This window comes from Nostoc sp. T09 (assembly GCF_002154695.1).
GTDB lineage: Bacteria > Cyanobacteriota > Cyanobacteriia > Cyanobacteriales > Nostocaceae > Aulosira.
On sequence record NZ_MTAV01000082.1, the window covers coordinates 41863 to 66157 of the forward strand.

Annotated in this window: 20 protein-coding genes; 12 read left to right on the forward strand and 8 right to left on the reverse strand. The window is 40.4% G+C overall.

Annotated elements, in window-relative coordinates; genetic code table 11:
- Positions 1 to 176: 176 nt before the first annotated feature.
- A complete protein-coding gene (locus BV372_RS17430) occupies positions 177 to 779 on the forward strand; it encodes a Uma2 family endonuclease (RefSeq protein WP_086687761.1) in 603 nt (200 codons plus the stop codon).
- A gap of 169 nt (positions 780 to 948) precedes the next feature.
- On the opposite strand, the gene cobO is transcribed toward BV372_RS17430, so the two are convergent.
- Entirely contained in the window at positions 949 to 1626 is a 678-nt protein-coding gene (gene cobO / locus BV372_RS17435) for a cob(I)yrinic acid a,c-diamide adenosyltransferase (protein ID WP_086687762.1), read from the reverse strand.
- 169 nt (positions 1627 to 1795) lie between these two features.
- Between cobO and BV372_RS37145 the strand changes: the two genes are divergently transcribed.
- The 3 genes from BV372_RS37145 to BV372_RS17450 all read left to right on the forward strand — a co-directional run bounded on the left by BV372_RS37145 (position 1796) and on the right by BV372_RS17450 (position 4432).
- Positions 1796 to 2743 carry an O-acetyl-ADP-ribose deacetylase gene (locus BV372_RS37145; protein WP_218776738.1) on the forward strand — a complete coding sequence of 316 codons (948 nt, stop codon included), beginning with the start codon at positions 1796 to 1798 and terminating at the stop codon, positions 2741 to 2743.
- A gap of 42 nt (positions 2744 to 2785) precedes the next feature.
- Complete coding sequence (gene speY, locus BV372_RS17445) at positions 2786 to 3961, forward strand: deoxyhypusine synthase (protein WP_086687763.1); 1176 nt, start codon at positions 2786 to 2788, stop codon at positions 3959 to 3961.
- A 261-nt stretch (positions 3962 to 4222) separates the two neighbouring features.
- On the forward strand, positions 4223 to 4432 hold the full coding sequence (locus BV372_RS17450) for a hypothetical protein (protein WP_086687764.1): 210 nt from the start codon (positions 4223 to 4225) through the stop codon (positions 4430 to 4432).
- On the opposite strand, the gene BV372_RS17455 is transcribed toward BV372_RS17450, so the two are convergent.
- From BV372_RS17455 to BV372_RS36400, 4 genes are all read right to left on the reverse strand, one after another.
- Positions 4412 to 6748: an adenylate/guanylate cyclase domain-containing protein gene (locus BV372_RS17455; protein ID WP_086687765.1), complete on the reverse strand. Its 2337-nt coding sequence runs from the start codon at positions 6746 to 6748 to the stop codon at positions 4412 to 4414. The genes BV372_RS17450 and BV372_RS17455 overlap by 21 nt on opposite strands.
- Before the next feature lie 961 nt (positions 6749 to 7709).
- Positions 7710 to 8672 carry a serine protease gene (locus BV372_RS17460; protein WP_086687766.1) on the reverse strand — a complete coding sequence of 321 codons (963 nt, stop codon included), beginning with the start codon at positions 8670 to 8672 and terminating at the stop codon, positions 7710 to 7712.
- A 235-nt stretch (positions 8673 to 8907) separates the two neighbouring features.
- Positions 8908 to 12960 (reverse strand): CHAT domain-containing protein, encoded by a 4053-nt coding sequence (locus BV372_RS17465; protein ID WP_086687767.1) that lies wholly within the window; start codon positions 12958 to 12960, stop codon positions 8908 to 8910.
- A gap of 520 nt (positions 12961 to 13480) precedes the next feature.
- Complete coding sequence (locus BV372_RS36400) at positions 13481 to 13630, reverse strand: hypothetical protein (RefSeq protein ID WP_179198130.1); 150 nt, start codon at positions 13628 to 13630, stop codon at positions 13481 to 13483.
- On the opposite strand from BV372_RS36400, the gene BV372_RS17470 reads away from it, so the two are divergent.
- Both BV372_RS17470 and BV372_RS17475 read left to right on the forward strand, forming a co-directional pair.
- Entirely contained in the window at positions 13624 to 14220 is a 597-nt protein-coding gene (locus BV372_RS17470) for a hypothetical protein (RefSeq protein ID WP_086687835.1), read from the forward strand. The two genes, BV372_RS36400 and BV372_RS17470, sit on opposite strands and share 7 nt — an antisense overlap.
- A 154-nt stretch (positions 14221 to 14374) precedes the next feature.
- On the forward strand, positions 14375 to 15406 hold the full coding sequence (locus tag BV372_RS17475; RefSeq protein ID WP_086687768.1) for a hypothetical protein: 1032 nt from the start codon (positions 14375 to 14377) through the stop codon (positions 15404 to 15406).
- 56 nt (positions 15407 to 15462) lie between these two features.
- Here the strand turns inward: BV372_RS17475 and BV372_RS17480 are convergent, their stop codons facing one another.
- Positions 15463 to 16290, reverse strand: coding sequence for a carbohydrate ABC transporter permease (locus BV372_RS17480; protein ID WP_086687769.1), 828 nt, complete (start codon positions 16288 to 16290; stop codon positions 15463 to 15465).
- A gap of 178 nt (positions 16291 to 16468) precedes the next feature.
- Between BV372_RS17480 and BV372_RS17485 the strand changes: the two genes are divergently transcribed.
- The 5 genes from BV372_RS17485 (at position 16469) to folE (ending at position 21526) form a co-directional block, all read left to right on the forward strand.
- On the forward strand, positions 16469 to 17164 hold the full coding sequence (locus BV372_RS17485; RefSeq protein ID WP_086687770.1) for an aldehyde oxygenase (deformylating): 696 nt from the start codon (positions 16469 to 16471) through the stop codon (positions 17162 to 17164).
- A gap of 140 nt (positions 17165 to 17304) precedes the next feature.
- Positions 17305 to 18324, forward strand: coding sequence for a long-chain acyl-[acyl-carrier-protein] reductase (locus BV372_RS17490; RefSeq protein WP_086687771.1), 1020 nt, complete (start codon positions 17305 to 17307; stop codon positions 18322 to 18324).
- 302 nt (positions 18325 to 18626) lie between these two features.
- On the forward strand, positions 18627 to 19607 hold the full coding sequence (locus tag BV372_RS17495; RefSeq protein ID WP_086687772.1) for an acetyl-CoA carboxylase carboxyltransferase subunit alpha: 981 nt from the start codon (positions 18627 to 18629) through the stop codon (positions 19605 to 19607).
- A gap of 390 nt (positions 19608 to 19997) precedes the next feature.
- Positions 19998 to 20723 (forward strand): SDR family oxidoreductase, encoded by a 726-nt coding sequence (locus BV372_RS17505; RefSeq protein ID WP_086687774.1) that lies wholly within the window; start codon positions 19998 to 20000, stop codon positions 20721 to 20723.
- 95 nt (positions 20724 to 20818) lie between these two features.
- Positions 20819 to 21526, forward strand: coding sequence for a GTP cyclohydrolase I FolE (gene folE / locus BV372_RS17510; RefSeq protein ID WP_086687775.1), 708 nt, complete (start codon positions 20819 to 20821; stop codon positions 21524 to 21526).
- Between the two features lie 425 nt (positions 21527 to 21951).
- Here the strand turns inward: folE and BV372_RS17515 are convergent, their stop codons facing one another.
- The gene (locus BV372_RS17515) at positions 21952 to 22584 is read right to left on the reverse strand and encodes a phosphoribosylanthranilate isomerase (protein WP_086687776.1); all 633 of its coding nucleotides are present in this window, start codon (positions 22582 to 22584) and stop codon (positions 21952 to 21954) included.
- Positions 22585 to 22712: 128 nt separating this feature from the next.
- On the opposite strand from BV372_RS17515, the gene psaK reads away from it, so the two are divergent.
- Positions 22713 to 22967 carry a photosystem I reaction center subunit PsaK gene (gene psaK, locus BV372_RS17520; protein WP_086687777.1) on the forward strand — a complete coding sequence of 85 codons (255 nt, stop codon included), beginning with the start codon at positions 22713 to 22715 and terminating at the stop codon, positions 22965 to 22967.
- A 421-nt stretch (positions 22968 to 23388) separates the two neighbouring features.
- On the opposite strand, the gene BV372_RS17525 is transcribed toward psaK, so the two are convergent.
- Positions 23389 to 23676 (reverse strand): hypothetical protein, encoded by a 288-nt coding sequence (locus BV372_RS17525; RefSeq protein ID WP_086687778.1) that lies wholly within the window; start codon positions 23674 to 23676, stop codon positions 23389 to 23391.
- Positions 23677 to 24295 lie beyond the last annotated feature (619 nt).

Sequence of the window (24295 nt, forward strand, 5' to 3'; positions counted from 1 at the left end):
ATTTCAAATCTTCCAAATTAAGCTGCATCGTCGTTTGTCACTAATCCACCAAAGATATTGGTGCCGATCCTGGGGTCATTAAGAGTATTGCGATCGCTAATAGTTGTTTGCTGCAAAGTCTATACCGTAGAAGTGCCTTCGCTACAATAAGGCTACGTCTAGTCCAAACAAGACCTATGACCTACACCCCGCCTAAAGTATTTACTTTTGAGGAATTTATTGCCCAATATGGTGACAATACACGCTACGAATTAATTGATGGAGAGCTAAGAGACATGGAACCTACTGGTCCCCACGAAGCTGTTGCAGGTAGCATAGCTGGTAGAATCTATGTCGAAATTTTTAGTTCTAATTTCAACTGGCTAGTTCCAAAAACTTGTCTGATCAAACCGCCTGCGGCTGAAGCAACAGCGTTGCGTCCTGATGTAATTATTTTAGATAAAGTAGAACTTAGTAAAGAACCACTCTGGCAAAAAGAACCTATTATTTGTAACGGTAGTACTATCAAACTTGTTGCTGAACTTGTCAGCACTAATTGGCAGGATGATTATGCCAGAAAAGTTGAAGAATATGCTTTTCTTAACATCCCAGAGTATTGGATTGTGGACTTTCGTGGCTTGGGTGGTTGGCAATTTATTGGTAATCCAAAACAACCCACCTTCACCATCTGTCAGTTAGTTAACGGTGTATACCAGCAGCAACAATATCGTTTAGGAGATACTATTTCTTCTTATCTATTTCCCAATTTACGATTTAAACTTGATGACATTATGCATTAATTGACAATGCAGCAGCGCACTGATGAAAATGTCAGCCTCACTGTAAGCAGTGCAACACACGAGCGTAATTAAAAATAGATTAGGCAGGGTTACTATTTGTTTTTTGAAAAACACCATAACCTACATATGGTGGGCATTGCCCACCCTACAATAGTTAATGACAAATTTTTTAATACTCAATTCCTGGTTGAGCTTTCACGCCTTGATCGCGGAAGGGATGCTTAACTAGGGTCATTTCTGTGACTAAATCAGCTCGCTCGATTAACGCGGCTGGTGCGCCTCTACCTGTAAGAATAACGTGAGTATCAGCAGGTTTTTCGGCTAAACCTGCTAACACTTGGTCAACTTGTAAGTAACCCATTTTCAGAGCAATATTAATTTCATCTAATAAAACTAATCTGAAGTCTGGCTTACGGATATATTCTAATGATTTTTCCCAGGCGGCTTGAGCTTTATCTAAATCGCGATCGCGGTCTTGAGTTTCCCATGTAAAGCCTTCGCCCATCGCATGAAATTCTAACTGGTCTTGCCAATTACTGAACACCCTTTTTTCTGAAGGTTCCCAGGCTCCTTTGATAAATTGGACGATCGCCACTTTATATCCGTGACCAAGTGATCGCATCACCATCCCCAAGGCCGCTGTTGTTTTACCTTTACCATTACCAGTATTTACAATAATTAATCCTTTTTCAGGTACAGCTTGCGCTATGCGCTTTTCCTGTACTTCTTTACGTCGCTGCATCTTTTGGCGATACTGTTCATTGCTTAAAGATGAGGACATTACTTCGTCAATTACACGTGCAATCTCTTGGTCTGAATCTAATTGTTGTGGGGTATCGTTTTTCATTAATTTTATTTGACAATACTGGCAATAACTTTAACAACGGATAGCTAGAAAGAACTAGGAAAGATTAAATTCTATTTCATCCTTCCTGATTTACGCAATCCATGATATCAACTTAAAATAAAGTAAAATTTTGTTCTTTATCCAATTTTACTTAACTTGTATTTTCTAGATGTCCACTACAATTACACTGAAAAATATTGAAATCATCTTAGCTTTTTTAACCTTATTTTCGGATAAAGAAGCAAAGTTATATGACATACAAACTGAACCTTTGACTTTAAATCCTTATTGTTATTCTAAAGAATTTGATAGCTTCATTACATCTGTTTACCAAGAAAATTTTGTCATTGACTTTGATTGGACTGCTTGGGAGAATGAAGCTCATCGTTTTGTCACAGATCCAGAATTATTAACTTTAGCAGACATTTCTACATTGCAGAAATTGTTCACAACACACGTTCGTAAAGAGCGCTTTTGTAGTGGTCATTTAGCTGGGATGATTGAAAATGGACACTTTCTGGCAATATTCAACAGACTGCAAGCAATTCATGCAGCTTTGATGTTACAAAACGCTCACAACAATGGCAGACCAAAGATGATCAAGCAAACATCAGTTTTTCAAGGTGATATTACTCAGCTACAAGTAGATGCGATTGTCAATGCTGCTAAAAATTCTCTACTTGGTGGTGGCGGTGTTGATGGTGCAATTCATCGTGCAGCTGGGCCTGAATTGTTGGCAGAATGTCGCCAGTTACATGGATGTGCCACTGGAGAAGCTAAAATCACCAAAGGTTACAAACTGCCAGCAAAATGGGTAATTCACACAGTCGGTCCCATTTGGTACGGTGGCAATCAAGGTGAAGACGAGATGTTAGCTCGATGTTATCGCAACAGTTTGACCTTGGCTGAACAATATCAAATTAAAAGTATTGCTTTCCCAGCGATTAGCACAGGTGTTTATGGGTTTCCATTAGAACGCGCTAGCAGAATTGCGATCGCAGAAGTTAACAAGTTTTTACATAGCCATAAGTCTTTAGAACAAGTAATTTTTGTGTGTTTTGGGCAAAGTGCCTACGATTGCTATCTCAAGGTTGTACAAGAATTAGCAGAAAGCTAGATAACATTAGATTCGGCGCGTTTACTTTTCGGGATTCTCAAAATGTCAAAACAGCTGGGTCAAAAAATTGCACCCACACCGATGTCAGCAGATATTGGAGTGGTTGATTTGATTGATAATTACTTCACCGCTTACAACTCAGCGCGGTTACGGGAAATTTGCCAACTGCTGAGTCGCGATGTGCTAACGGACGGTGTAACGGTGGGTGTTAGCCTTTCCGGTGCGATGACACCAGCCGGATTCGGGGTTTCCGTCCTTGCACCTTTGATTCGCAACGGCTTTATTGACTGGATGATTAGCACCGGTGCAAATCTTTACCACGATATGCACTACGGTTTGGGTTTTGAACTCTTCGCGGGTAATCCGTTTTTGGATGATGTCAAGCTACGCCAAGAAGGAACTATCCGAATTTATGACATTATTTTCGGCTACGATGTACTGCTGGAAACTGATGCTTTTATCCGTAAGATACTACAAGCTGAAGCTTTTCAAAAACGGATGGGAACTGCTGAATTTCATCATTTGCTAGGAAAGTATGTTTGGGAAATCGAAAAGCAATTGGGTGTGAAAAATTCCTGCTTGTTGGCAACAGCTTATGAGTATGGTGTACCCATTTATACGTCTTCGCCTGGGGATAGTTCCATTGGGATGAACGTCGCAGCCTTGGCGTTGGAAGGTTCGCAGCTAATTTTAGATCCATCAATTGACGTGAACGAAACAGCTGCGATCGCCTACAATGCACGGGAAGGAGAAGGTAAAAGTGCAGCTGTGATTATTGGCGGCGGTAGTCCTAAAAACTTTTTGCTACAAACCCAACCGCAAATTCACGAAGTACTAGGGCTAGAAGAACGCGGACACGATTACTTTGTTCAGTTTACCGATGCGCGTCCAGATACAGGTGGTTTGTCTGGGGCAACTCCTTCAGAAGCTGTTAGTTGGGGTAAGATTGACCCAGAAGAATTGCCCAGCACGATTGTTTGTTATACCGATAGTACGCTTGCTTTACCACTAGTAACAGCATACGTCCTTAAGCAATGCCAGCCTCGTCCTTTGAAGCGGCTGTACGACAGACGAGAAGCAATTCTCGAGACATTGCGCAAAGACTATCTAGCAGCTAAAGCACAACCATCAGATCAAATACCTGCGGCTGTTGCAGACAGTGCATCCCAGCAAGCAGCTACTTATCCCTGTGGTAGATTAATTCCTAATACTCCTTAGCTGTTTTCAGTCGTAGGGTGTGTTCTGCCGTTCGCTTTTAGCGTTCCTGGAGGGTAGGTTAACGCACCCTATTGTGTAATTATCCTGCATTGTTAATGCATCAGCTTGCAAAAATTAATCTGATTACTTTAATCGGTGGTGCGTTAGCCAGAAGCATAACGCAGCCTACTGGCGTGACAAGACTAAAATGTTGCAATAAAAAATGTTCGTAGTTGCGCTTTAGCGCCCTATCAATTAGAAATCTAATGCACAACTTTAGCCTTGCCATGCCACTACTATGAACAATTAGGACTGCTTACAGAAGCAGAGAAAAACTACCCAAAGGCGAGGGCGAAATTGCACAAAGCGTTAGAAGATGAATATTGGGCAAGCGGTGGTGCGGAATATTTTAAAGTGATTAGCGAAGTAATCACAAGGCGATCGCTGTTTCCAAACCAGCAGGAATTCAAATTATTTGCGCCCAATCAATAGATAAGTTGTCATTTTTCCTCTTCCTTGAACTTTAATTTCACCTCGCCTTTCCAACAAAAATTCATTACATAAACGTTCGTAGGTATTTTGTGACACTTGAATTTGCCCAGGAATTCCTTGAGATTCCATGCAGCTAGCAAGGTTCACTGTTTCTCCCCAGCGGTTATAGTTAAATTTTTGTACGTCCATGATGCCTAGTAATAGAGGACCGCTATGGATGCCGATGCGGATGTTAAAGTGTTGATGATGCTCGCTATTAAATAAGGCGATCGCAGTTTGCATATCAAAGGCCATGTGAGCGATCGCTTGAGCATGATCTGAACGTTGTACAGGTAACCCACCAATTACCATATAAACTTCGTTAATACTATGAATTTTCTTTAGACCATACTTTTCGCTCAAGCGATCAAAAGCAGAAAAAATAGGATTGAGTAAGCTGATCAATTGCATCGCACTCATTGCAGCAGCGATTTTACTCAAGCCGACAATATCCGCAAATAAAACTGTAACATCAACAAAGTCTTTTGCTATGCTGCCTAATTGTTGCGGAGGTTGAGAAATTACTGGTGACGAGATATTTCCCAACAGATGTTTAGTTTGCTCTTGTTGATGACGCAAGGCTTCTTCTGCTAATAATCGCTGGGTAACATTCCGAAAAATCCCCCTAATAGCTGTCGGTTTTCCTTCTACAAATTTACAATTAATATTTCCTTCTACAAAGATTGGTTGACCATTTTTAGTAAGAAATGCAGTTTGGACTTGTTCCAGTTTTTCTCCTGACATCACGTTATAAAATTTTTGGCGGCTGCGTTGTTGAAAATCAGGATGAATGATGTCAAAAAGATTCATCCTAGCAATTTCATCTGCACTATAGCCTAAGGTTTTTTGCCATGCCTTATTCACATATAAAAAACGTCCATAAACGTTAACAGACTGAATTAAGTCATTAGCATTTTCTAATAAATCTCGATATCGTTCTTCACTTTCTACCAAAGCTGCTTCTGTATGTTTGCATTTGACAAAATGGGAAATTTGGCTACCAATAGAAACCATCATTTGCAGTAAGTCTATATCTTTTTGTTGTACCTCTTTGCTCAAAAAAACCATTACCCCTAAAATTTCACTGTCATCTAAGATGGGGAAGCCAAATGCAGCCTGTAATTCTGCTGCTGCGGCTGGTTGCGATCGCTGCAAGTCATCATCATCTGCAATATCTTTAATCCAAAGTGGCGAACGTCTAGCCCAAATTCGGCCGGGTAATCCTACACCAGAGTTATAAGTTGTTTGCCAAGTAATTGCTTTAAACTCTCGAACCGAAACTAGTCTACTTGACCAAATTTCTACACATCTGAGCACAACATTAGCACTATCATGTTGCGCCAATTTAGTTATATATTGATTTGGTGTCCAAAGCTCTCCCACATCCCATCCTAAAGTTTGACAAATCGCCTGCAAAACTTTTGGCATGGCCTGCTTTATGCTTTGGGATTCTGATAAAATGCGGGTAATCGCATACTGAGCACAAATCCGCTGCTCTCGGCGCTGGCGAGCAGTAATGTCCCGACCAATATAGACAATATCCTCTAAGCTTTCTGTATGGTGATGAATAGCTGAACAAGAAAAAGCAATTAACAACTTTTCTGTTTTTTTAGTACGGCAAACTACTTCTATATTTGCAGAGCTTTGCTGAGATGATAAATATTTTTGCAATAATGTATAATCATCAATTATTAACGATATGGGCTTTCCAACTAACTCTGATTCGCTGTAACCAAATAATTTTTCTGTAGCAAAATTAATTTTTTTTATCGTTCCTGAATTACTTGTTACCAACAAGGCATCTGCCATTGAGTTGATAACTTGTTCCATGTAATTTTTGTATACTATTAAAGTACTTGATAACAGACTAGCTTCCTGATATCTCTGTGTTAATTTCTGTTCTAAAGCTAGCCTTTCGGTAACCTCTTCAATCAGGATAATTAATTTATTGCAAGAGGTTGAATCAAGTTGTTCACCGATAATATATATATCTATATAAATCTCAGATATCTGCTCTGTGTCTCGTCTAACTCCAGCTATTTCAAATAGTTCTTGTTCTCCTTTCAGGATAGATTCTAGAACATCTTCTAGACCTATAAATTCTGGAAAACTTAGGCGCACATCTTTTCCTTGAATCACCTCTTCTGGTCGAGCAGCAAACCTTTGGACTTGCTCGGAAGTATCTAAAATATGTAAATTTTGATCCAGTTCTAAGCGTTCAAATTTACGTGGGTATGAAGGTTTATTAAAAATACGCTCTAATACCTGGTATTTCATAGTGGTGTGGGAATACGCATTCAAGTTGTTACTGAATGAGAACTCAGCAGAAATGAGGGGAATGTAGAGGATAGCAAAATAGCATTATGATTACCATATAACCCCATGACTCTACTGAGAACTCAGGACTTAAAACTTAAGATTCAGTTCTCACATTTTATAGATAAGCACCACTGATAATTCTGTAAGCTATAGTTACAAATATTTATTAAATATACAAGATTTAATAAAATTGCCCTGCTGATTATTGATCTATTTTTAAACAAAATGAATATATTTATTGACTAACTATAGCTTTGGTAAATATATATTGATAATTTTCTTTTTCTGTTTCCTAGATTGTTTAAAAATTAACTTCTGGTTTTGGCTATTATGCTATGAGTTTACATCTAGAATAGATTAAACTGTTTTTGACTTTTTTACAATCAATGATTTTTGCATAATCTTTAGTAGCCTGAATTTCTCAAACTCGGTACATTAATACGAGTTAGATTAATGCAAATTTTGAATAATTTAGACACAAGTATCAAGCATAAAGCATAAACAACTTTAAGGAAACAACTCCTATACATTGCTATTGTTAAGAAATATGTAGCAGGTAGAATTAAAAAGTTCTATAATTAATACTAGTGTAATTTATAGCAAAAGCTTTTACGTATAAATTTTACTGTTCCAGGCGATCGCCTTATACCGTAGGGCTGATACACCAAGCTTATCCGTTGAAACTGGGTGTAAGGAAATAAGGCTGTAAGCGTATAAAGGTTGTAATCACTTACACCCATAAACCCTCATAGGCAAAATACAAAATCTAGAAAGCCTACTCATGAAAGAGGGTTAGGAGTCGGTCAATCAGGAATTTTGGGTAATTACAATTTTAGGTTTTGGGTTGTAGAGACATTGCATTCAAAGTCTCTACAGTAATATTACCTATCCCATTTAGGACAATTACATTGTGGAAATTTTACTTATTAGCTGCCAACTCATCTAAGAAGGAGATTTTTACAGCCAGGTTGATAATATCTTGATGAGTGTTGGTATTTTTAATTTCAGCATTGTTAAGAGCCACAATATATGGCTGTCCATCAATCAAGCCGATGATAGGGCCACCAGAAGAACCGCCGGCAGTGTCACAATCATGAAATAGGACGTTTTCCTCCTCCCGAACAATACTACATCCAGCTTGAAATCCCGCAGTCCATCCTTGACCAGCACTTAGATACTCATAGCCTTTTTTATTAGGATCGGGAAAGTCACCAGAGTAGCCGACAAAAAATAATTTTTGTTTATTCTTCAACAGTGCAGCAGTAGGAAGAGATTTCCACCCTAAATAACCATACTTGCGACCCAGTGGTTTATCAATTTTCATAATTGCCCAGTCGTTAGTCTGATTGGTGGCGCTGTCACCAGTAAAGTCTGTACCATAAATTACTTGATCTACTGTCGCTATATCTCTTTCATCGCTCACAACACCATTGATAACATTAGGTCGAAACTGAATTTTTTTACTGAGTTGATGAGTTTCAGGATCAATAACACAGTGGGAATTTGTCAAAACTATATCGTCAGCAATTAAAGTACCAGTACAGTGATAGCTTTGGGCATCAGTTGTTGTTCCTTGTACCCGTCCAATAGCTGACCAAGGGTATTCTCGGCTAAGCATAGGAGTGCGATCGTCTATACCATCAGGAATTCCCCGCCTACCTCCAGTTGGTTTTTCAGACTGTCTTAGTCCAGTAGGTTTAAACGGCTTCCCATTGCCTTGTATTTTTAATTGACCTGCTTGGAATTTGGTGAATTTGGGTGGAGAACTGGGTTGTGATTCTGTCTGTGCTTGTACAGCTACCGAACCACCCAAAGTCATCGCACTAAAAATTCCAGCAAAGAAAAGAGCGAAACGTTGCTTGTCAATAGGTTTTGTATTCATTGGATTATCTCTTTGAAAATGAAAGTTAAAATTTTCTGCGAATAATTATGTGTCACGTACTTAGATCTTTCACTAATCATCACCCAGAAAGGTGCAGATACGGACACACAGACTAAGCTTACCGAACTGGGATTAGGCTGGAAGTTAGGGGGTTGGAAAATAGATTAGTTCCGTTTATAAATAACACCGAATTTCCCTACTCCTTATGCAAGAATTACTATCTTTAGCTGCAAATTCATCGCCATTCCCCCTGCATAGTAAAAGCTGCCCATTCATAAGGACTACGCCCTTCTTGCCATAACTTACTTTGGGCTGCACGCAACGCCTCAGCCGGGGTTTTACCTTCCTGTAACATCTGTTTGTAAAATTCCTGCATTAATATTGATGTGCCTTCATCGCTAACCTTCCACAGGGATACCGCAACCCGCGCTGCACCCGCATACATTAAGCCGCGTGTTAAGCCGACTAATCCCTCACCGTTGACGTTTTTACCAAGTCCAGTTTCGCAGGCACTTAAGACAATTAACTCTGCTGGATAATCTTGGTTAAACAAATCTCCCAAAGTCAATTTACTGGGTAATATTTCGTTGCGCTTTCGATCATACTTAGACAGTATTATGCCGGATAAACCTGGTTCTTTGGGATCAGCTATTCCGTGGGTGGCAAAATGTAGAATCCGGTATTGATTTAAGGCGCTGCTGGTTGCCCAATTATAGTTGGCATCAAAACCGAAGGCTTGCAGGCTGCTTTCTGATGGTATAAGTTGTAAAATTGCTTTTGCTTCGTCTCCTGTGTATAGTAGCCTCTCCCAACCATTGCGTTTCAGGTTTTTGGCGGAACGACTCAGGGCAGATTGTTCTAATTGAGATCTAGTATCAAGATTAGAGTTAATAGGTTGGGGTGTGTCAGTTTCTCGGCAATCTTTTGAGGTAAATCGGCAATCTGTTGCATTGAATACCGGATCAGCGAGGATAGCCAAAGCTTTTGGTGCGGGTTTGCGGTTGGCGAGTTGTTGGCGTTGAAAGGCGATGGTTGAGGCTGAAGGTAAATTAAGAATCTCATGATTTACCATCAGAGGTTGATATTGGGAACCTCTCTCCAAACCTCTCTCCTGCGAGGAGAGAGGCTTTGATTTCTCCCCTTTCCCTTGCAGGGAAGGGGGTTGGGGGGTTATGTCAGCCAACGCTGCAAAGGGAATGGTTTGCAGCCCACCATCAGCAACAATTACTAAACGTTTTCCTGATAATTTATCAGCGACGGGTGCGAGGATGAGTTTACTAAGTTGTTGTGCGTTTGGAATGGATATGTCACTGGCTGATCCTTGCTGCAAACTTTCATAGAATCTGGTTGCGACTTTTTCTATTTCCTCCCGTGAGGGGAGTGTGTAAACTTGCATAGATGTAGGAGTGACAGCCCACAAATAGCTGCGTTCTTCTCCCAAGGAATACTGCAACAGCAGCGTGTTTTTATCGAGTTGTTGTTGAATTTGGGGTAATTGGAGAATATCCTTTTCGGGATTTGGGTTGATTAATTTCGCGTATTCGGGGTTATTAGCCCGGATTTTTGCTTGGACTTCTTTGTATTGGCCTAGGAGATTACTGATTTCTGTAGACAGTGTTTGAATTGTTTCTTTGGTATTCGGATCATTCTTATTTGCTGAGGTTTGTAAATTTAGCCGCCGTGCATCTCTAGCATCAATTTTTTGCCGTAAATCGCGTTCTTGTTGTACTAGTTCTGGGTTTGCGCCTTTAAGAATTTTGGCATGAGCTTCGTTTAACAAATCTATGAGACTTCTGGCGCGCGATCGCTCACTGATGTGCAGTGCTTCAGCAGCGTATCCTTTTGATGGGTCTTTTTTGTGCAACTGCATCAACAAGTCGATGTAAAACTTGTAATAATCCTGCACTGTGGCGAAGTAGGCAGTACGCAAGTCGTTACTGTTGACTTTGCTGCGCGTATTCTCAATGATGTTTATGGCTGATTCTATTTGTGTCTTGGCTTTGTTGAGATTTCCTCTGTCGCGCTCAATAATGGCTATCTTATAAAGTGGATAAGTTTGTTCTGATATATCACCAATTTGCTGCGCTAGCTTTAGTTCTTGGTTGTAAACCTCTATAGCCAGCTGTGGCTGCTTCATAGATTTGTAAATTGTACCTTGGATTTTGTAGACGGTAACTTGTGATGTTAAATCTCCTAGTTGCTGTGATAGCAACAAAGATTGTTTACTAGCATCAAGTGCTTTTTGATAATCTCCTGCGCGTTCATAAGCGGCGCTTAAAAAACCGAGAGTACTCATTTCTTTATTCTTAAGGTTATATTTGCGAGATAATTCCAAAGCTTTTTCGCCATTTTTTATCGCTTGGGGATAATCCTCCAATAATTCATAAGCCTTAGTAATAGTTCCAAGAATGGTAATTTCGTTAGAAACAGAAGCTTTTTCGTGGGCGTATTTTAAAGCCTGGTTAGAATAATCTAATGTTTGACGACAATCTTCTGGTTTTTCTTGATAAAAGCAGCTTTGTAGATAAGCAACACCTATGGAATATAGAGTACTTCCTACTAAATACGGATTACTTTGCTGATATATTGCCAAAACTTCTTTGCTTTTTTCGATACCTAATTCATCAGCCCCTAAATCTCTGTAAACATAGCTGATGTCAAAGAGAATGCTGCCTTCTAGAAGGGAGTTTTGTTTTTGCTGAGAAATCTCTAGTGCTTGGTTGAGTATATCTAAGGCTTGCTGAAATTCCCCTGATTGTCTATGGATAGAAGCAATATTTACTAGCGTTTTAGCTTCTCCTTGAAAATCTTTAATTTCAGTTTGTAGTTTTAAAGCTTGAGTAAAATTCTCTTTGGCTTTTTGAGTCTCACCGAGATGATAGTAAGCCAAACCAATGCTGGAAATAATATCTGCTTCTTCTTGAGTTTTACCTAGCTCATGGGCTATAATTCGTCCTTGATTTAAGTAATAAATTTGCTGCTGTGTATCGCCCAACGAAAGATAACTGGAGGCAATCTGCTTGAGAATAATGATTTGATTTCTTTGAGATTTTACGTCCTGTTCTAATTGTTTTTGGACTGTTTTTTGTAACTCTAAAGCCTGCTGGATATATTTTTCTGCTGAAGAGCGATCGCCTCTTCCACTGTAGATTAAGCTTATGTAACCGAGTGTTAATCCTTGTCTAAATAAATCTTTTGTTTGCCGATAGATTTCTAGTGCTTGTCGGTAATAATCAAGGGCTTTCTCTGTTTCACCCAAATTTTCGTAATTGGATGCGAGAGATGTCAGTGTATTTGCTTGTTCTGGTAAATCGTTATTTGCCTTGTGAATCGCTAAGGCTTGATCTAAATACTCACGCTCCTTTTTAGGTTCGCCGAATGTACCATATACTCCAGCAATTCCAGATAGTGCTTGAGCCTTTTCCTTGGATTGATTGTCATACAATGACTGGGCTTGGTTGTAGGCATCAATCGCTTTTTGCTTTTCCCCTAATTCCCGATAAAATACACCCAGTGCTAAGAGCGTTACACCTTGTTGGGAGCGAGCTTCTGGTTCTTTGGATTCCCGCAAGATAGCTAATGCTTGTTCCAGATATCCCACAGCTTTTGTGTATTCAGTCAGGTTGAAGCCGTAGATATTGCCGAACCCAAAAAGTGTACCAGCTTCAAGAAGACGATCCTTTAGTTCCCGCGAAATAGCTAATGCTTGCTCAAAATATTCCAGAGCTTTGGTGTTTTCATTTAGATTACCGTAAATAATGGCGATCGTACCAAGTATAGAAGCTTCATCATAGGAGCGAGCTTTTTGAGGTATTACTGCACGTACTTCTGGTAATCTCGAGATTTTTAGTATTTCTTCGTATTTTGTAATTGCTTGTCGCTTTGCTGCTGCTGATGGTTGCTTGGACAGTTCAATTGCTTCTTTGTAGAGTTGAGATGCTTTATCAATTAGTGGTTGGATTGGACTTGGCGCAGGTTTTGTAGCTGGTGACTGGGCTATTTGCAGCCCTAAGCTTGCAGCGTTAATACTAGTAAAGACTTCCCTAGTTATATTTTCTGAAAACGAATCTGCATACGCTGGTTTCGCTGCCACACGAATATCGTCTTGAAAAATTGGTTTCGCCTGTTGTGGTATCTGCAACTCTGTACTTTTCTTTGCCCCCACTGCATCAGGCAACAAAACCACACTCAGCAATAAAATGAAACTGTAGCGGGCCAATTTTGGTAGCAAGTACCAAAAAATCTGTGAAATGCTCTGCTGTCTTGAGTTTTCAACTCTTTGGCTCATAAATCTGAGTGAGTTTGCTGATTTACACCTACGAGTTACTATATATCTAGGGATTTCGAGCTTATGCAGTTTTTGGGAAGTTCACTTAATCTTTAAATTTCATAATTAAATACGTAGTGCGGGCACGACATAGACAAAATTTTCCTTTGTGCAAAAGGCTTTTTGGTTTTGAAAACACGCCCTAACCCTTCAGAGTAAGCGAGAAGGGGAATCAGAAGTTTTTTTATGTGTTTTGGTGTACGCCTGGAATGATGACTACTAATCATTAACAAACTAAGCGATGCCATTTGCGGAGCCTCTCTTAGAGAAAGCTGACTACGCCTACGCAATTGCCATTTCGGCGGGGAAGTTTCAAAATACAAGGGTGTGTTATGCCTTATAGCAACACACCATCCGAGATTTTCGGTGTTCTAGGGACTAGAGAAGAAAGATTTTCATGGCAAGGTTTGTGGGTTTTTCCCGTGATTAGCTGGCTTGAAAAAGTAAAGAAGTGCGAGTAAAAAATACTAGCTCCTAGCCCCTAACCTAAGCGCCCCTTTTTCATCCGTTCTGGTGTACGCAGTTCATGATGGCTACTTAGTTGCTCATATTCGGTGTTCAGATCCCCGACTTCTTGAAGAAGTCGGGGATCTCGCAGATCATCAAAATATTCATAAAACTGATATGGCATACAGCGATTTTAATTTAGAGAAAGTTAAACAGACTTTTCAAATAAATACTATTGAAGCGGCTGATATTTTTGCTAATGTATCTGATTTAGAGTGCAGCCAGTTATTAAAAGAAATTCTTCAATATAATGTACCTATAGCAATTGCTAGCAATAGTGAAAAAGCTCGTTCAGAAATGATTATTGCACCAATTTTAATAGACCTGAGGAGACAATTAAATGACAAGATAAATTTGTTTTCAGGAGTTGAATTTAATGTTGATGCAGCACAGGGATTGAACGGAATTTGTGATTTTATTATTAGCGATTCTCCAGAAAGGTTAATTGTTACAGCACCAGTAGTTGTAATTGTGGAGGCGAAAAAAGAAAATATTCCTGCTGGTTTAGGACAATGTATAGCAGAGATGCTAGCAGCAAGAATATTTAACGAACGCTCAGGTAAAGAAAACTTGGCAATTTATGGAACTGTTACAACTGGAAGTATTTGGCAATTTTTGAAATTAGACGGGCAAGAGATTCAGATTGACTTAAGTGAATATTACCTGAAAGATGTTAATAAAATTTTGGGAATTTTAGCCAATGGTGTACGCTAAAAAAATTATTTGTTCTACTACTTCTGAGTCGAGACTCAATGAAAGAAGCAGCAATTAATACAAATGAACTAGGTAAAATTTGACTTTATCTCACTACCCAAGTACACAGATTGTGGCATAATAAGCCGACGCATACACTACTCGGCAACCAGTCGTGGAATATAACGAATCTATCAACGACATTGCTGCTGCTTTGCAACAGCCAGCGGATCTTACCTTTGAACTGCCCGATCCAGAAGACGAACAGATTCTAGAGTCGGATTTTCAACAACAGCTAGATGTAGCTTGGCAGGTATGCGATCGCTTTGATTTACAAACCGAAATCTGGCGGGGACGAATTTTACGCGCGATCCGCGATCGCGAGAAAATCGGTGGTGATAGTCGAGGTGCTGGTTTTCTCCGCTGGCTCAAAGAACGAGAAATCAGCAAAAGTCAAGCTTATGCTTGGATTCAATTAGCTAACAGTGCTGATACGCTCTTAGAAGAAGGTAAACTCGATCCTGGCACGGTCAATAATTTTAGTAAACGGGCTTTTGTCGAAACTTCCAAAGCTTCCCCAGAAGTGCAGCAGATGGTGAGTGAAGCTGCGCAAAAAGGCGATCGCATCACTCGGCGCGAAGTACGCCAACTCAGCGACGAATGGACAGCAATGTCCTCAGAATTGCTACCAGAACCAGTCAAGGTAAAAGCAGCAGATAACACCCTTCCCCCTCGCTACATCGCCCCACTGGTGAAGGAATTGGAAAAACTGCCAGAACCCCACCAAAAATACTTACAAAAAGAAATTGCTGCTAACCCCGATGTTGATACCCTCAAACAGGTAACTACCGAAGCGCGTTATCTGGCAAAATATCTAAAATCCGCTGCTCAAGTTCAAGCATTGACCCAAGCAGATGTTGATATTGAAACAGCCTTAGAAGAAGCGCAAAGAGTAGGCTGTTTAACTATAGCGGCTGATTTAGTAAATCAAGCATCTCAGATTGAACAAACGATCGCCAAGTTATACATGACTTGGAAGCGCATCAGTAATTTAGCAGATCGATTGTATGTAGATACAGGTGCAAGTACACCAAATTTGCGATCGCTTCTCAGTTCTTTAGAACCCTTAGGTGGTGAAATCATGGAATTGCAACTGAGTGGCACTGTTGAACATACTATCCGCTTACAAATTCAGGAAATGAATTAGGAATTGTCATTTGTCATTGGTCATTTGTCCTTTGTTATTTCTCCCTTCTCCCTTGACTAATTCTTAATCCCTGTCGTCGCAATACCCTGAATAAACTGACGCTGACCGATGAGGAAGAGAACCATCACTGGCACAGTTGCAATTGTTACCGCTGCCATCATCAAGGGCCAATTATTGGTAAACTGCTCCTGAAACTCTGCCAATGCTAGCTGCACTGTTCTTAATTCCGGGCGTGTGGTAAATACCAACGGTTTAAACAAATCGTTCCATTCAGCAATAAAGGTGAACAAAAACAGCGTCACCAAGGCTGGACGTGCTAAAGGTAACATCACTCGCCACAAAATTTGCAGTCGGTTCGCCCCGTCTATGGTTGCGGCTTCCTCTAACTCTATGGGAATTGTCTGGAAATATTGACGTAACAAAAAAATTCCAAAGCCGTTGACAGCCGTTGGTAGAATCAAAGCCCCGTAGGTATTGATCAAATGACCCCACTTCAAAACCAAAAAGATGGGAATCACCAATAACTGAAAGGGTATCACTAAAGTTGCTAAGACAATCAATAGCAGTGCTTGTCTGCCGCGAAATTTTAATCTTGCGAGGGCATAACCTGCCAAAGCCGAAGTCACAATCTGAAACGCGGTCACTGCGATCGCTACTAAGGTAGAATTAGCAAACGCCAATAAAAACTTACCCCGCTGCCATGCATCCTGATAATTAGCTAAAGTCCAGTTATTTTTCTGTAGAACTTCCGGCGTTGCTCCTCCAGGCGCAAAAGAAGTGAGGAAAACTACAAACAAGGGCAGCAAAACGATAAAAGCGCCTATTAGTAAAACTCCTAGGCTTAAAAAATCGGTATATTTCAGATTCGATTGTACTTTAGACATGAGTTTTGCTTTCAAGCATTTGTGTTTGTAGTACTAGAGCATCGCCCCCAGCAACAGCTAATCTATAAACATAGTGACTTGTTAAGTTAAATTAAATCACAGTGATTGTTACCCTAAACTCATAGGGTAAATTTATTTTTGGTATCAAATGATTCACGTTTACAGGGGTAAAGATAACATGCAGCAGATTACAGAGCAACCTGAAATTGATTTCCGGAGCGAAAAATACAAAGACGCCTACAGCCGCATTAATGCGATTGTAATTGAAGGTGAGCAAGAAGCTTACGATAATTACATCCAACTGGCCCAAATGCTGCCGGAACATCAAGAGCAATTGATTCGCCTATCTAAAATGGAAAGTCGCCATAAGAAAGGATTTGAAGCTTGTGGACGCAATTTACAGGTAGTGCCGGATCTGCAATTTGCCAAAGAGTTTTTTCTGGGATTGCATAGCAACTTTCAAAAAGCAGCAGCAGAAGGTAAAGTAGTTACTTGCTTGCTGATTCAGTCTTTGATTATTGAATGTTTTGCGATCGCAGCATACAACATCTACATCCCTGTTGCCGATGATTTTGCCCGCAAAATTACTGAGGGTGTAGTAAAAGATGAATACAGCCATCTCAACTTTGGCGAAGTTTGGTTAAAAGAAAACTTTGTCGAAGCCAAAACTGAACTAGAAGAAGCAAATCGTCAAAACCTTCCCATTGTTTGGAAAATGCTCAACCAAGTTGCAGATGATGCCCAAATATTGGCAATGGAAAAAGATGCTTTGGTAGAAGACTTTATGATTCAGTACGGTGAAGCATTAAGTAATATAGGCTTCAGTACACGCGATATCATGCGCCTATCAGCTTACGGACTCACAGCCGCTTAAATATAACCTATAGGGGTAACTGCTGGCGTTGCCCCTGATGTATATTACGCTTTATGTACTCTTTTTAAGAGTAAGTCATTCCCTCTTAACCCACTTAAATTCCACGCTTTCGACGCAGCACGCGCCTAATATATCAATACATGTTTGGTCTAATTGGACATCTGACTAGTTTGGAACACGCTCAAGCCGTAGCTCAAGACTTGGGATACCCAGAATATGCCGATCAAGGGCTAGATTTTTGGTGCAGCGCCCCGCCGCAAATTGTTGATAACATTACTGTGACTAGTGTCACTGGGCAGAAAATTGAAGGACGATATGTAGAATCATGCTTCTTACCAGAAATGTTGGCGAATCGCCGGATTAAGGCGGCAACGCGCAAGATCCTCAACGCTATGGCCCATGCTCAAAAGCATGGCATTAATATCACAGCTTTAGGCGGATTCTCCTCAATTATTTTTGAAAATTTTAGCTTGGAGCAGTTTAGCCAAGTTCGTAATATCAAACTAGAGTTTGAACGCTTCACTACAGGCAATACTCACACTGCCTACATTATTTGTCGGCAGGTGGAACAAGCGTCGAAACAATTAGGTATTGATTTATCGCAAGCAACCGTGGCTGTGTGTGGCGCAACGGGGGACATTGGCAGTGCAGTTACGCGCTGGCTAGATGCGAAAACAGATGTCAAAGAACTATTACTCATAGCCCGTAACCAAGAACGGCTGCAATATTTACAAGCTGAACTGGGGCGGGGCAAAATTATGTCTTTGGATGAAGCCCTACCCCAAGCTGATATTGTCGTTTGGGTTGCTAGTATGCCCAAAGGCGTGGAAATTGACCCCACTAGGTTGAAACAACCTTGTTTGCTAATTGATGGTGGCTATCCTAAAAATTTAGGGACAAAAATTCAGCATCCAGGGGTATATGTGTTAAATGGTGGGATTGTTGAGCATTCTCTAGACATTGACTGGAAAATCATGAAAATCGTCAATATGGAGGTGCCAGGACGTCAGTTGTTTGCTTGTTTTGCGGAATCAATGCTCCTGGAATTTGAGAAGTTATATACGAACTTTTCTTGGGGGCGTAATCAGATTACCGTAGACAAAATGGAGCAGATTGGTCAGGTTTCAGTTAAGCATGGATTTAGGCCACTGCTGGTTTAGTTATTGGTTATTGGTCATTAGTCATTAGTCATTAGCTAATTACTGATGACTAATTAGGTTCTACTTAACCATTACAAAAAAGGCAGAGGGCAGATGGCAGATAGCAGAAGTGAAAAAAGTATAAATAAAAACTTTAGTTCTGGGTTTAAAGCAAGGTTTGAAGTCTCAAATATATTGAGATTGCTTGTACCAATGTATAAAAAGCTTAAAAACTAAGTCCCAGGCTTTTAAGTGTAGTTTCCTTCTGTCTCCTGCCTCCTGCCTCCTGCCTTCTGAACAACTCAACACTTATAACTTGTACGATGGCAACTACCGAGCGTAAACCGCTACTGTTAGATTTTGAAAAGCCGCTAGCAGAACTGGCCACGCGAATTGACCAAATTCGGCAACTTGCAGAAGAAAATGGCGTCGATGTATCTGGTCAGATACGCCAATTAGAAGCGCGCGCTATGCAACTGCGTGAGGAAATTTTTACTAGTCTATCTCCATCTCAGAGACTGCAAGTGGCTCGCCATCCCCGCCGCCCTAGTACTCTCGATTACATTCAGGCTATCAGTGATGAATGGATGGAATTACATGGCGATCGCTGTGGTGGTGACGATCCGGCTTTAGTGGGTGGTGTCGGTCGTTTGGGTGGGCAGCCTGTAGTAATGTTGGGTCATCAAAAAGGGCGGGATACCAAGGATAATATTGCCCGTAACTTTGGTATGCCCTATCCTGGCGGCTATCGCAAAGCGCTGCGGTTGATGGAACACGCCAACAAGTTTTCCATGCCGATTTTAACTTTTATCGACACGCCCGGAGCTTGGTCTGGAGTTGAAGCCGAGCATCAAGGTCAAGGAGAAGCGATCGCTTACAATTTGCGAGAGATGTTCTGCTTGGATGTGCCGATTATTTGTACAGTCATTGGTGAAGGTGGTTCTGGTGGTGCACTCGGTATTGGGGTAGGCGATCGCTTGATGATGTTTGAACACTCTGTCTATACTGTTGCTACTCCAGAAGCCTGTGCCGCCATTTTGTGGAAAGATGCCACCAAGGCTCCCCAAGCCGCTGTGGCTCTGAAAATTATTTCCCATGACCTGAAAAATTTGGGTATTATCGACCAAATATTGCCTGAACCCATCGGTGGCGCTCATTCTGACCCGATAGGAGCTGCTAATACCCTCAAACAAGCTTTATTAGAGAATTTAGACGAACTCAATCGTTTAACTGCTTCTGAACGCCGCCAACTGCGCTATGAAAAATTCCGCAAAATTGGCGTTTTTACTGAAGTTGCCTACTAAAAACCTTGAGATGCTTGATTAGCATGGCAGCAATGCTATAATTGCCTATGACGCTTAAAGATTTTTAACAATCTTCTCAGTCATAGGCGTTTTCATTTCGGACTAACCAAGTCAATTGGATGATTGGTTTGTCTGAATATTTGCTAATTAATTTTAAATGTTCGGATGAAATTCCCCAGACGAGCATTATTTCTTCATCCCTGGGCAAATACTTAATCAAAAAACAAACCCATCCTGGCAGTGTAAGATAACAGTTGCCGAAAGCAATCATCGGATTTTTTAGATTTATTTAATCTATTTTTTAGATTCGTTTAATCTATAGCAAGCCGAGAGATTTGAATAATGGGGTAGGAATAAGCTCGCCCAACCGCCAACAAATCTGGAGATAGCATGAGCGTTGAGCCGAAACGACGCGCCCTAATTACTGGGGCAAGTAGTGGAATTGGAAAAGCAACTGCTTTGGCATTTGCGAAGGCGGGAATAGATGTCGCCTTAGTTAGCCGCTCCCTGGAGAAGTTGGAGGCAGTTGCAGTAGCAGCAAAGCACACAGGAGTTGAAGCAAGAAGTTATGCTGTCGATTTAGCTAGTGTTTGGCAAGTAAAAGAACAAATACAAGCGATCGCTAATGAATTTGGCGATATAGATATTCTGGTAAACAATGCTGGGATAGCGTATACAGCCACCTTAAGCGAAACTCCCTTAGAAGATTGGCAGCAAGTGATTAACTTAAATCTAACTAGCGTCTTCCAGTGCATTATGGGGATTTTGCCAGGAATGCGCGATCGCGGCAGAGGCACCATGATCAACGTCGCCTCGATTGCCGGGAAGCAAGCTTTTTCTAATTGGGGTGCATACAGCGTCAGTAAAGCTGGTGTGATTGCTCTTTCTCAAGCCTTAGCGCAAGAAGAACGCGTCCACGGCATTCGCGTCACCGCGATTTGTCCTGGTGCCGTTAATACCGAACTTTGGGATACAGAAACAGTCCATGCCAACTTTGACCGTTCAAAGATGTTAACGCCGGAAATTGTTGCGCAGTCAATTCTGCACATAGCCTTATTGCCACCACAAGCGGTCATTGATGAATTAATTCTCATGCCCAGCGCTGGCGTTCTCTAATCAGTCCTTCGTTTTGTGTCATATGTTTTTGCCAATAACACATGACTAATGACTCAGGACTAATGACTAATGACTAATCCTTACTAAGACTTAATATGACTATCGCAAGTTCTAACGGTTCTAATCGCTCTCAATCGCCTCTAATTCCAGACTTGACAGATGCCATCAGTCCTAGACCCGATCGCAATACTCACGACGGACGTGAACCAAATTTGCATCCTCCTCAAGAAGAAGAGATGGAGCAAATGACAGCAGCCGTGCGGCAAATACTATTGGGTGTGGGAGAAGATCCGGAACGTGAAGGGCTTCTAAAAACCCCCAAACGGGTAGCAGAGGCAATGAGGTTTCTGACCAGTGGCTACAACCAATCTCTAGAAGAACTCGTTAATGGAGCCATTTTTAATGAAGGGCATAACGAGATGGTTTTAGTACGGGATATTAATTTCTTTAGCCTGTGCGAACACCATATGTTGCCTTTTATGGGTAGAGCACATGTTGCTTATATCCCCAACCAAAAAGTTGTCGGACTAAGTAAGTTGGCGCGGATTGTCGAGATGTATTCCCGTCGTCTGCAAGTACAGGAAAGGCTCACTCGCCAAATTGCAGAAGCAGTACAGACTATCCTCAATCCTCAAGGGGTTGCAGTAGTCATGGAAGCTAGTCATATGTGCATGGTGATGCGGGGTGTGCAAAAACCTGGTTCTTGGACTGTCACCAGCGCGATGCTTGGTGTGTTCCAAGATGAACAAAAAACCCGCGAAGAATTCTTGAACTTAATTCGTCACCAAGCAGCATTCTTTTAAGTGCTGAGTACGCGTCACTTGGGTAAAATAGAGCCAAATCCAGCATCAGCCCTCAGTATTCTCCACACCTATCAATGACGAGGTGTACTAAGTATTGAGTCCTGAAAATTTTTCGCCTCAGGACTCAGCACTTGCCATACTGAATTTACTTACGTAAACTTGGATCGAGTCTAACGGCTTGGTTGTAATCTGCGTAGATGCGTTCGCGGAGCGTTGCCGCAAGCTAGCAGCTTGTCGTCAGACATGGCGCCTTTTTTGTCTCCCAGTTGTTGACGAACAAGACTGCGGTTGTAGTAAACATAGGTCAATTTGGGTTGAGACTGATTGATTGTAATCAGCGATCGCTTTTTGCTCCTCCCTTAATTTCTCACAGACAATTGGCTAATTTGATATTGACCTAAATAAATCGCATTTTTGGACATTTATTATTGAATATTTGCTAGCTTGACAAACAACTTGGCGACTTGATCTAAATCTTTATCCCCAGGTGCCTTTTCCACACCACTAGATAAATCAATGCCACTGGGTTGTAGCATATTTAGAGCGTCCAAAATATTATCTGGTGTTAATCCCCCAGCTAGAAACCAAGGGCAACTTGGGCTAAATGTTTGTAACATACTCCAATCTAAAGTTTGACCTGTACCTCCCAGATGCTGCGGATGATAGGCATCCAGCAATAAAGTATCTATATAATTGGTGTACTCAGCTACTTGCTCAAGATGTTCGCTGCTGCGAATCCTAAAGGCTTTAATAATTTCTATCTCTGGCAAAGCTTGGCGCAGTTGGGAGCAAAATTCTGGTGATTCATTACCATGTAACTGCACACTAGTTAAACCAGACTCAACTACTGTTTGCTTGATTTCTGTAATACTGGTGTTGGCGAACACACCGATTTTGTCAATATTTTCTGGTAGTGGTACCACTGCTGCTTGAATTTGCTGTATATTAACATAGCGGGGTGAATTAGGCACACAAATAAATCCTAGTGCCGTGGCTCCAAGAGAGGCGATCGCTACAGACTGCTGTGGTTGGGTGATGCCACAAATTTTAATTCGCATAGATATTGAGTTATTTAGGATAAATACCTATATAAAGGTAGATATTTTTGCAATAATTTCAGGTTTTTTCCTAATAAATTTTATAATCTTGATGGATTACATAATTATCCTATTTAGGAGACACAAGCTTGATTTCATCAATTTTACTAGCAGCAGCTACAACTGTTCCTGCAACACCTGCATGGAATCCCACAGTAGCAATTATCATCAGCATCAGTAGCATAGTAGTTCTTTTGTTAGCTACGAGAATTGAAAAGCCCAATGTGGGTCCTAAACTGCCAGGTCTTCCTGTAAGTATTCCCACATTTATTGCTGCAATGGCTTTTGGTCACATTATCGGTACTGGGATTGTTTTAGGATTGACTAACATCGGTCGTTTGTAATTTTTATGAATAGAGGCGCGGCAATCCAAGTCTCTTTGAAGCCAAAACCCTGAAAATATATTCAGGTTGTTTCTCCGCTAAATATATGCGTTGCTGCCGTTTTCAGATTAAATAACTATCAGCATTCTTTAAATTTTGCTGTGGTTAGCATATTCTTAGTAACGCATTTTACAGGTAGGAGACTAAGTTCTTAGTAAGTGCTTAGTTTCCTGCCTTATAGTAATTTAAGATTATATAATAATATTGAGCTACAGGCAGTTTCAGCCATCTCAAACAATACTATTCATCCCAATTTGCTAGTATTGCAAGCAGCTAGTAAATAAACTAATACCCTTTGACTTGTGAGTTGAAGGTTAATATATATGGCAAGGAGGGGTAGCAGAAAGGAAAAAATACTCTACTTACTGATGCTTCTGGGGATTTAATTATTTAATTTTCTTAAAAAATCACACATAAAATAAACGATTTGATAGCAGAACCAGCGAGTTGGTTTAATAATAAAAGTAAAGATAAAACCTTGAACTATTTCTTTACCTGGTTCGTAACAGTAATATAAAATCATCAGTAGCGGTAAAAAGATTGCATAGACAAAAAAAGTCGGAATTAAGGAAATATTTTTTGCAATCTTACGAACCTGGACTTCACCGCGAGAAAGATTTACAGTGTCTATTTGATCGAGACTTTCCATGTAAAAAACTGGTAAAAGCATACTGTTTATCTCAGAAATATAGTATTACTAGCTCCAGTGTTAAATTCACCGTATCATAATCTTGGTTTAACAAAAGTTCAGCCTTTTACAAATTGTGATAAATTTGTATTTCCTACATTCACCCAGTTAGATATTAGTAAAAAACAAACATATGATTAAGTAAAAACCGAATTGAAATTTGTTTCTTGTAAAAGCATCAACATACCTTTATTATTGGTTAATGAATGCTTCAGTAATTTTTTGAAAATCGTATTTTTCTGGTCGCTAGTAAAATTTGCAACTATGGCAAGGATAGTCTATTAGCAATAAAGGTAATCTCTAGTATTTAAATCGGGTTTCTACACCTTCATCTTTAAGGTATTCAGTAGTTCTGAGTACCAAGTATTACCTCATAGCTAAAGTTGGAGGATTGAGTAGATCAGAAATTACTTTTTTCAATATCGCTAAAGCAGTATCTTTAGACAGATTTGCCTTCGTCAAAAGTAACTCTTGACCCCACACTCATTTGCTATTCTTTGGGAAGAAGAATTTTATTTTCTCAAAATGATTAAATATGGTTAATTGTCTATTCTAGAAATGAGAGCATCGTCACCAAGGTTTGGTAAAGCCTTCATTTCAG

Coding starts and splice junctions, on each gene's coding strand:
- BV372_RS17430 (WP_086687761.1), top strand. CDS start 177: ATGACCTACACCCCGCCTAAAGTATTTACTTTTGAGGAATTTATTGCC.
- cobO (WP_086687762.1), bottom strand. CDS start 1,626: ATGAAAAACGATACCCCACAACAATTAGATTCAGACCAAGAGATTGCA.
- BV372_RS37145 (WP_218776738.1), top strand. CDS start 1,796: ATGTCCACTACAATTACACTGAAAAATATTGAAATCATCTTAGCTTTT.
- speY (WP_086687763.1), top strand. CDS start 2,786: ATGTCAAAACAGCTGGGTCAAAAAATTGCACCCACACCGATGTCAGCA.
- BV372_RS17455 (WP_086687765.1), bottom strand. CDS start 6,748: ATGAAATACCAGGTATTAGAGCGTATTTTTAATAAACCTTCATACCCA.
- BV372_RS17460 (WP_086687766.1), bottom strand. CDS start 8,672: ATGAATACAAAACCTATTGACAAGCAACGTTTCGCTCTTTTCTTTGCT.
- BV372_RS17465 (WP_086687767.1), bottom strand. CDS start 12,960: ATGAGCCAAAGAGTTGAAAACTCAAGACAGCAGAGCATTTCACAGATT.
- BV372_RS17470 (WP_086687835.1), top strand. CDS start 13,624: ATGGCATACAGCGATTTTAATTTAGAGAAAGTTAAACAGACTTTTCAA.
- BV372_RS36400 (WP_179198130.1), bottom strand. CDS start 13,630: ATGCCATATCAGTTTTATGAATATTTTGATGATCTGCGAGATCCCCGA.
- BV372_RS17480 (WP_086687769.1), bottom strand. CDS start 16,290: ATGTCTAAAGTACAATCGAATCTGAAATATACCGATTTTTTAAGCCTA.
- BV372_RS17485 (WP_086687770.1), top strand. CDS start 16,469: ATGCAGCAGATTACAGAGCAACCTGAAATTGATTTCCGGAGCGAAAAA.
- BV372_RS17490 (WP_086687771.1), top strand. CDS start 17,305: ATGTTTGGTCTAATTGGACATCTGACTAGTTTGGAACACGCTCAAGCC.
- BV372_RS17495 (WP_086687772.1), top strand. CDS start 18,627: ATGGCAACTACCGAGCGTAAACCGCTACTGTTAGATTTTGAAAAGCCG.
- BV372_RS17505 (WP_086687774.1), top strand. CDS start 19,998: ATGAGCGTTGAGCCGAAACGACGCGCCCTAATTACTGGGGCAAGTAGT.
- folE (WP_086687775.1), top strand. CDS start 20,819: ATGACTATCGCAAGTTCTAACGGTTCTAATCGCTCTCAATCGCCTCTA.
- BV372_RS17515 (WP_086687776.1), bottom strand. CDS start 22,584: ATGCGAATTAAAATTTGTGGCATCACCCAACCACAGCAGTCTGTAGCG.
- BV372_RS17525 (WP_086687778.1), bottom strand. CDS start 23,676: ATGCTTTTACCAGTTTTTTACATGGAAAGTCTCGATCAAATAGACACT.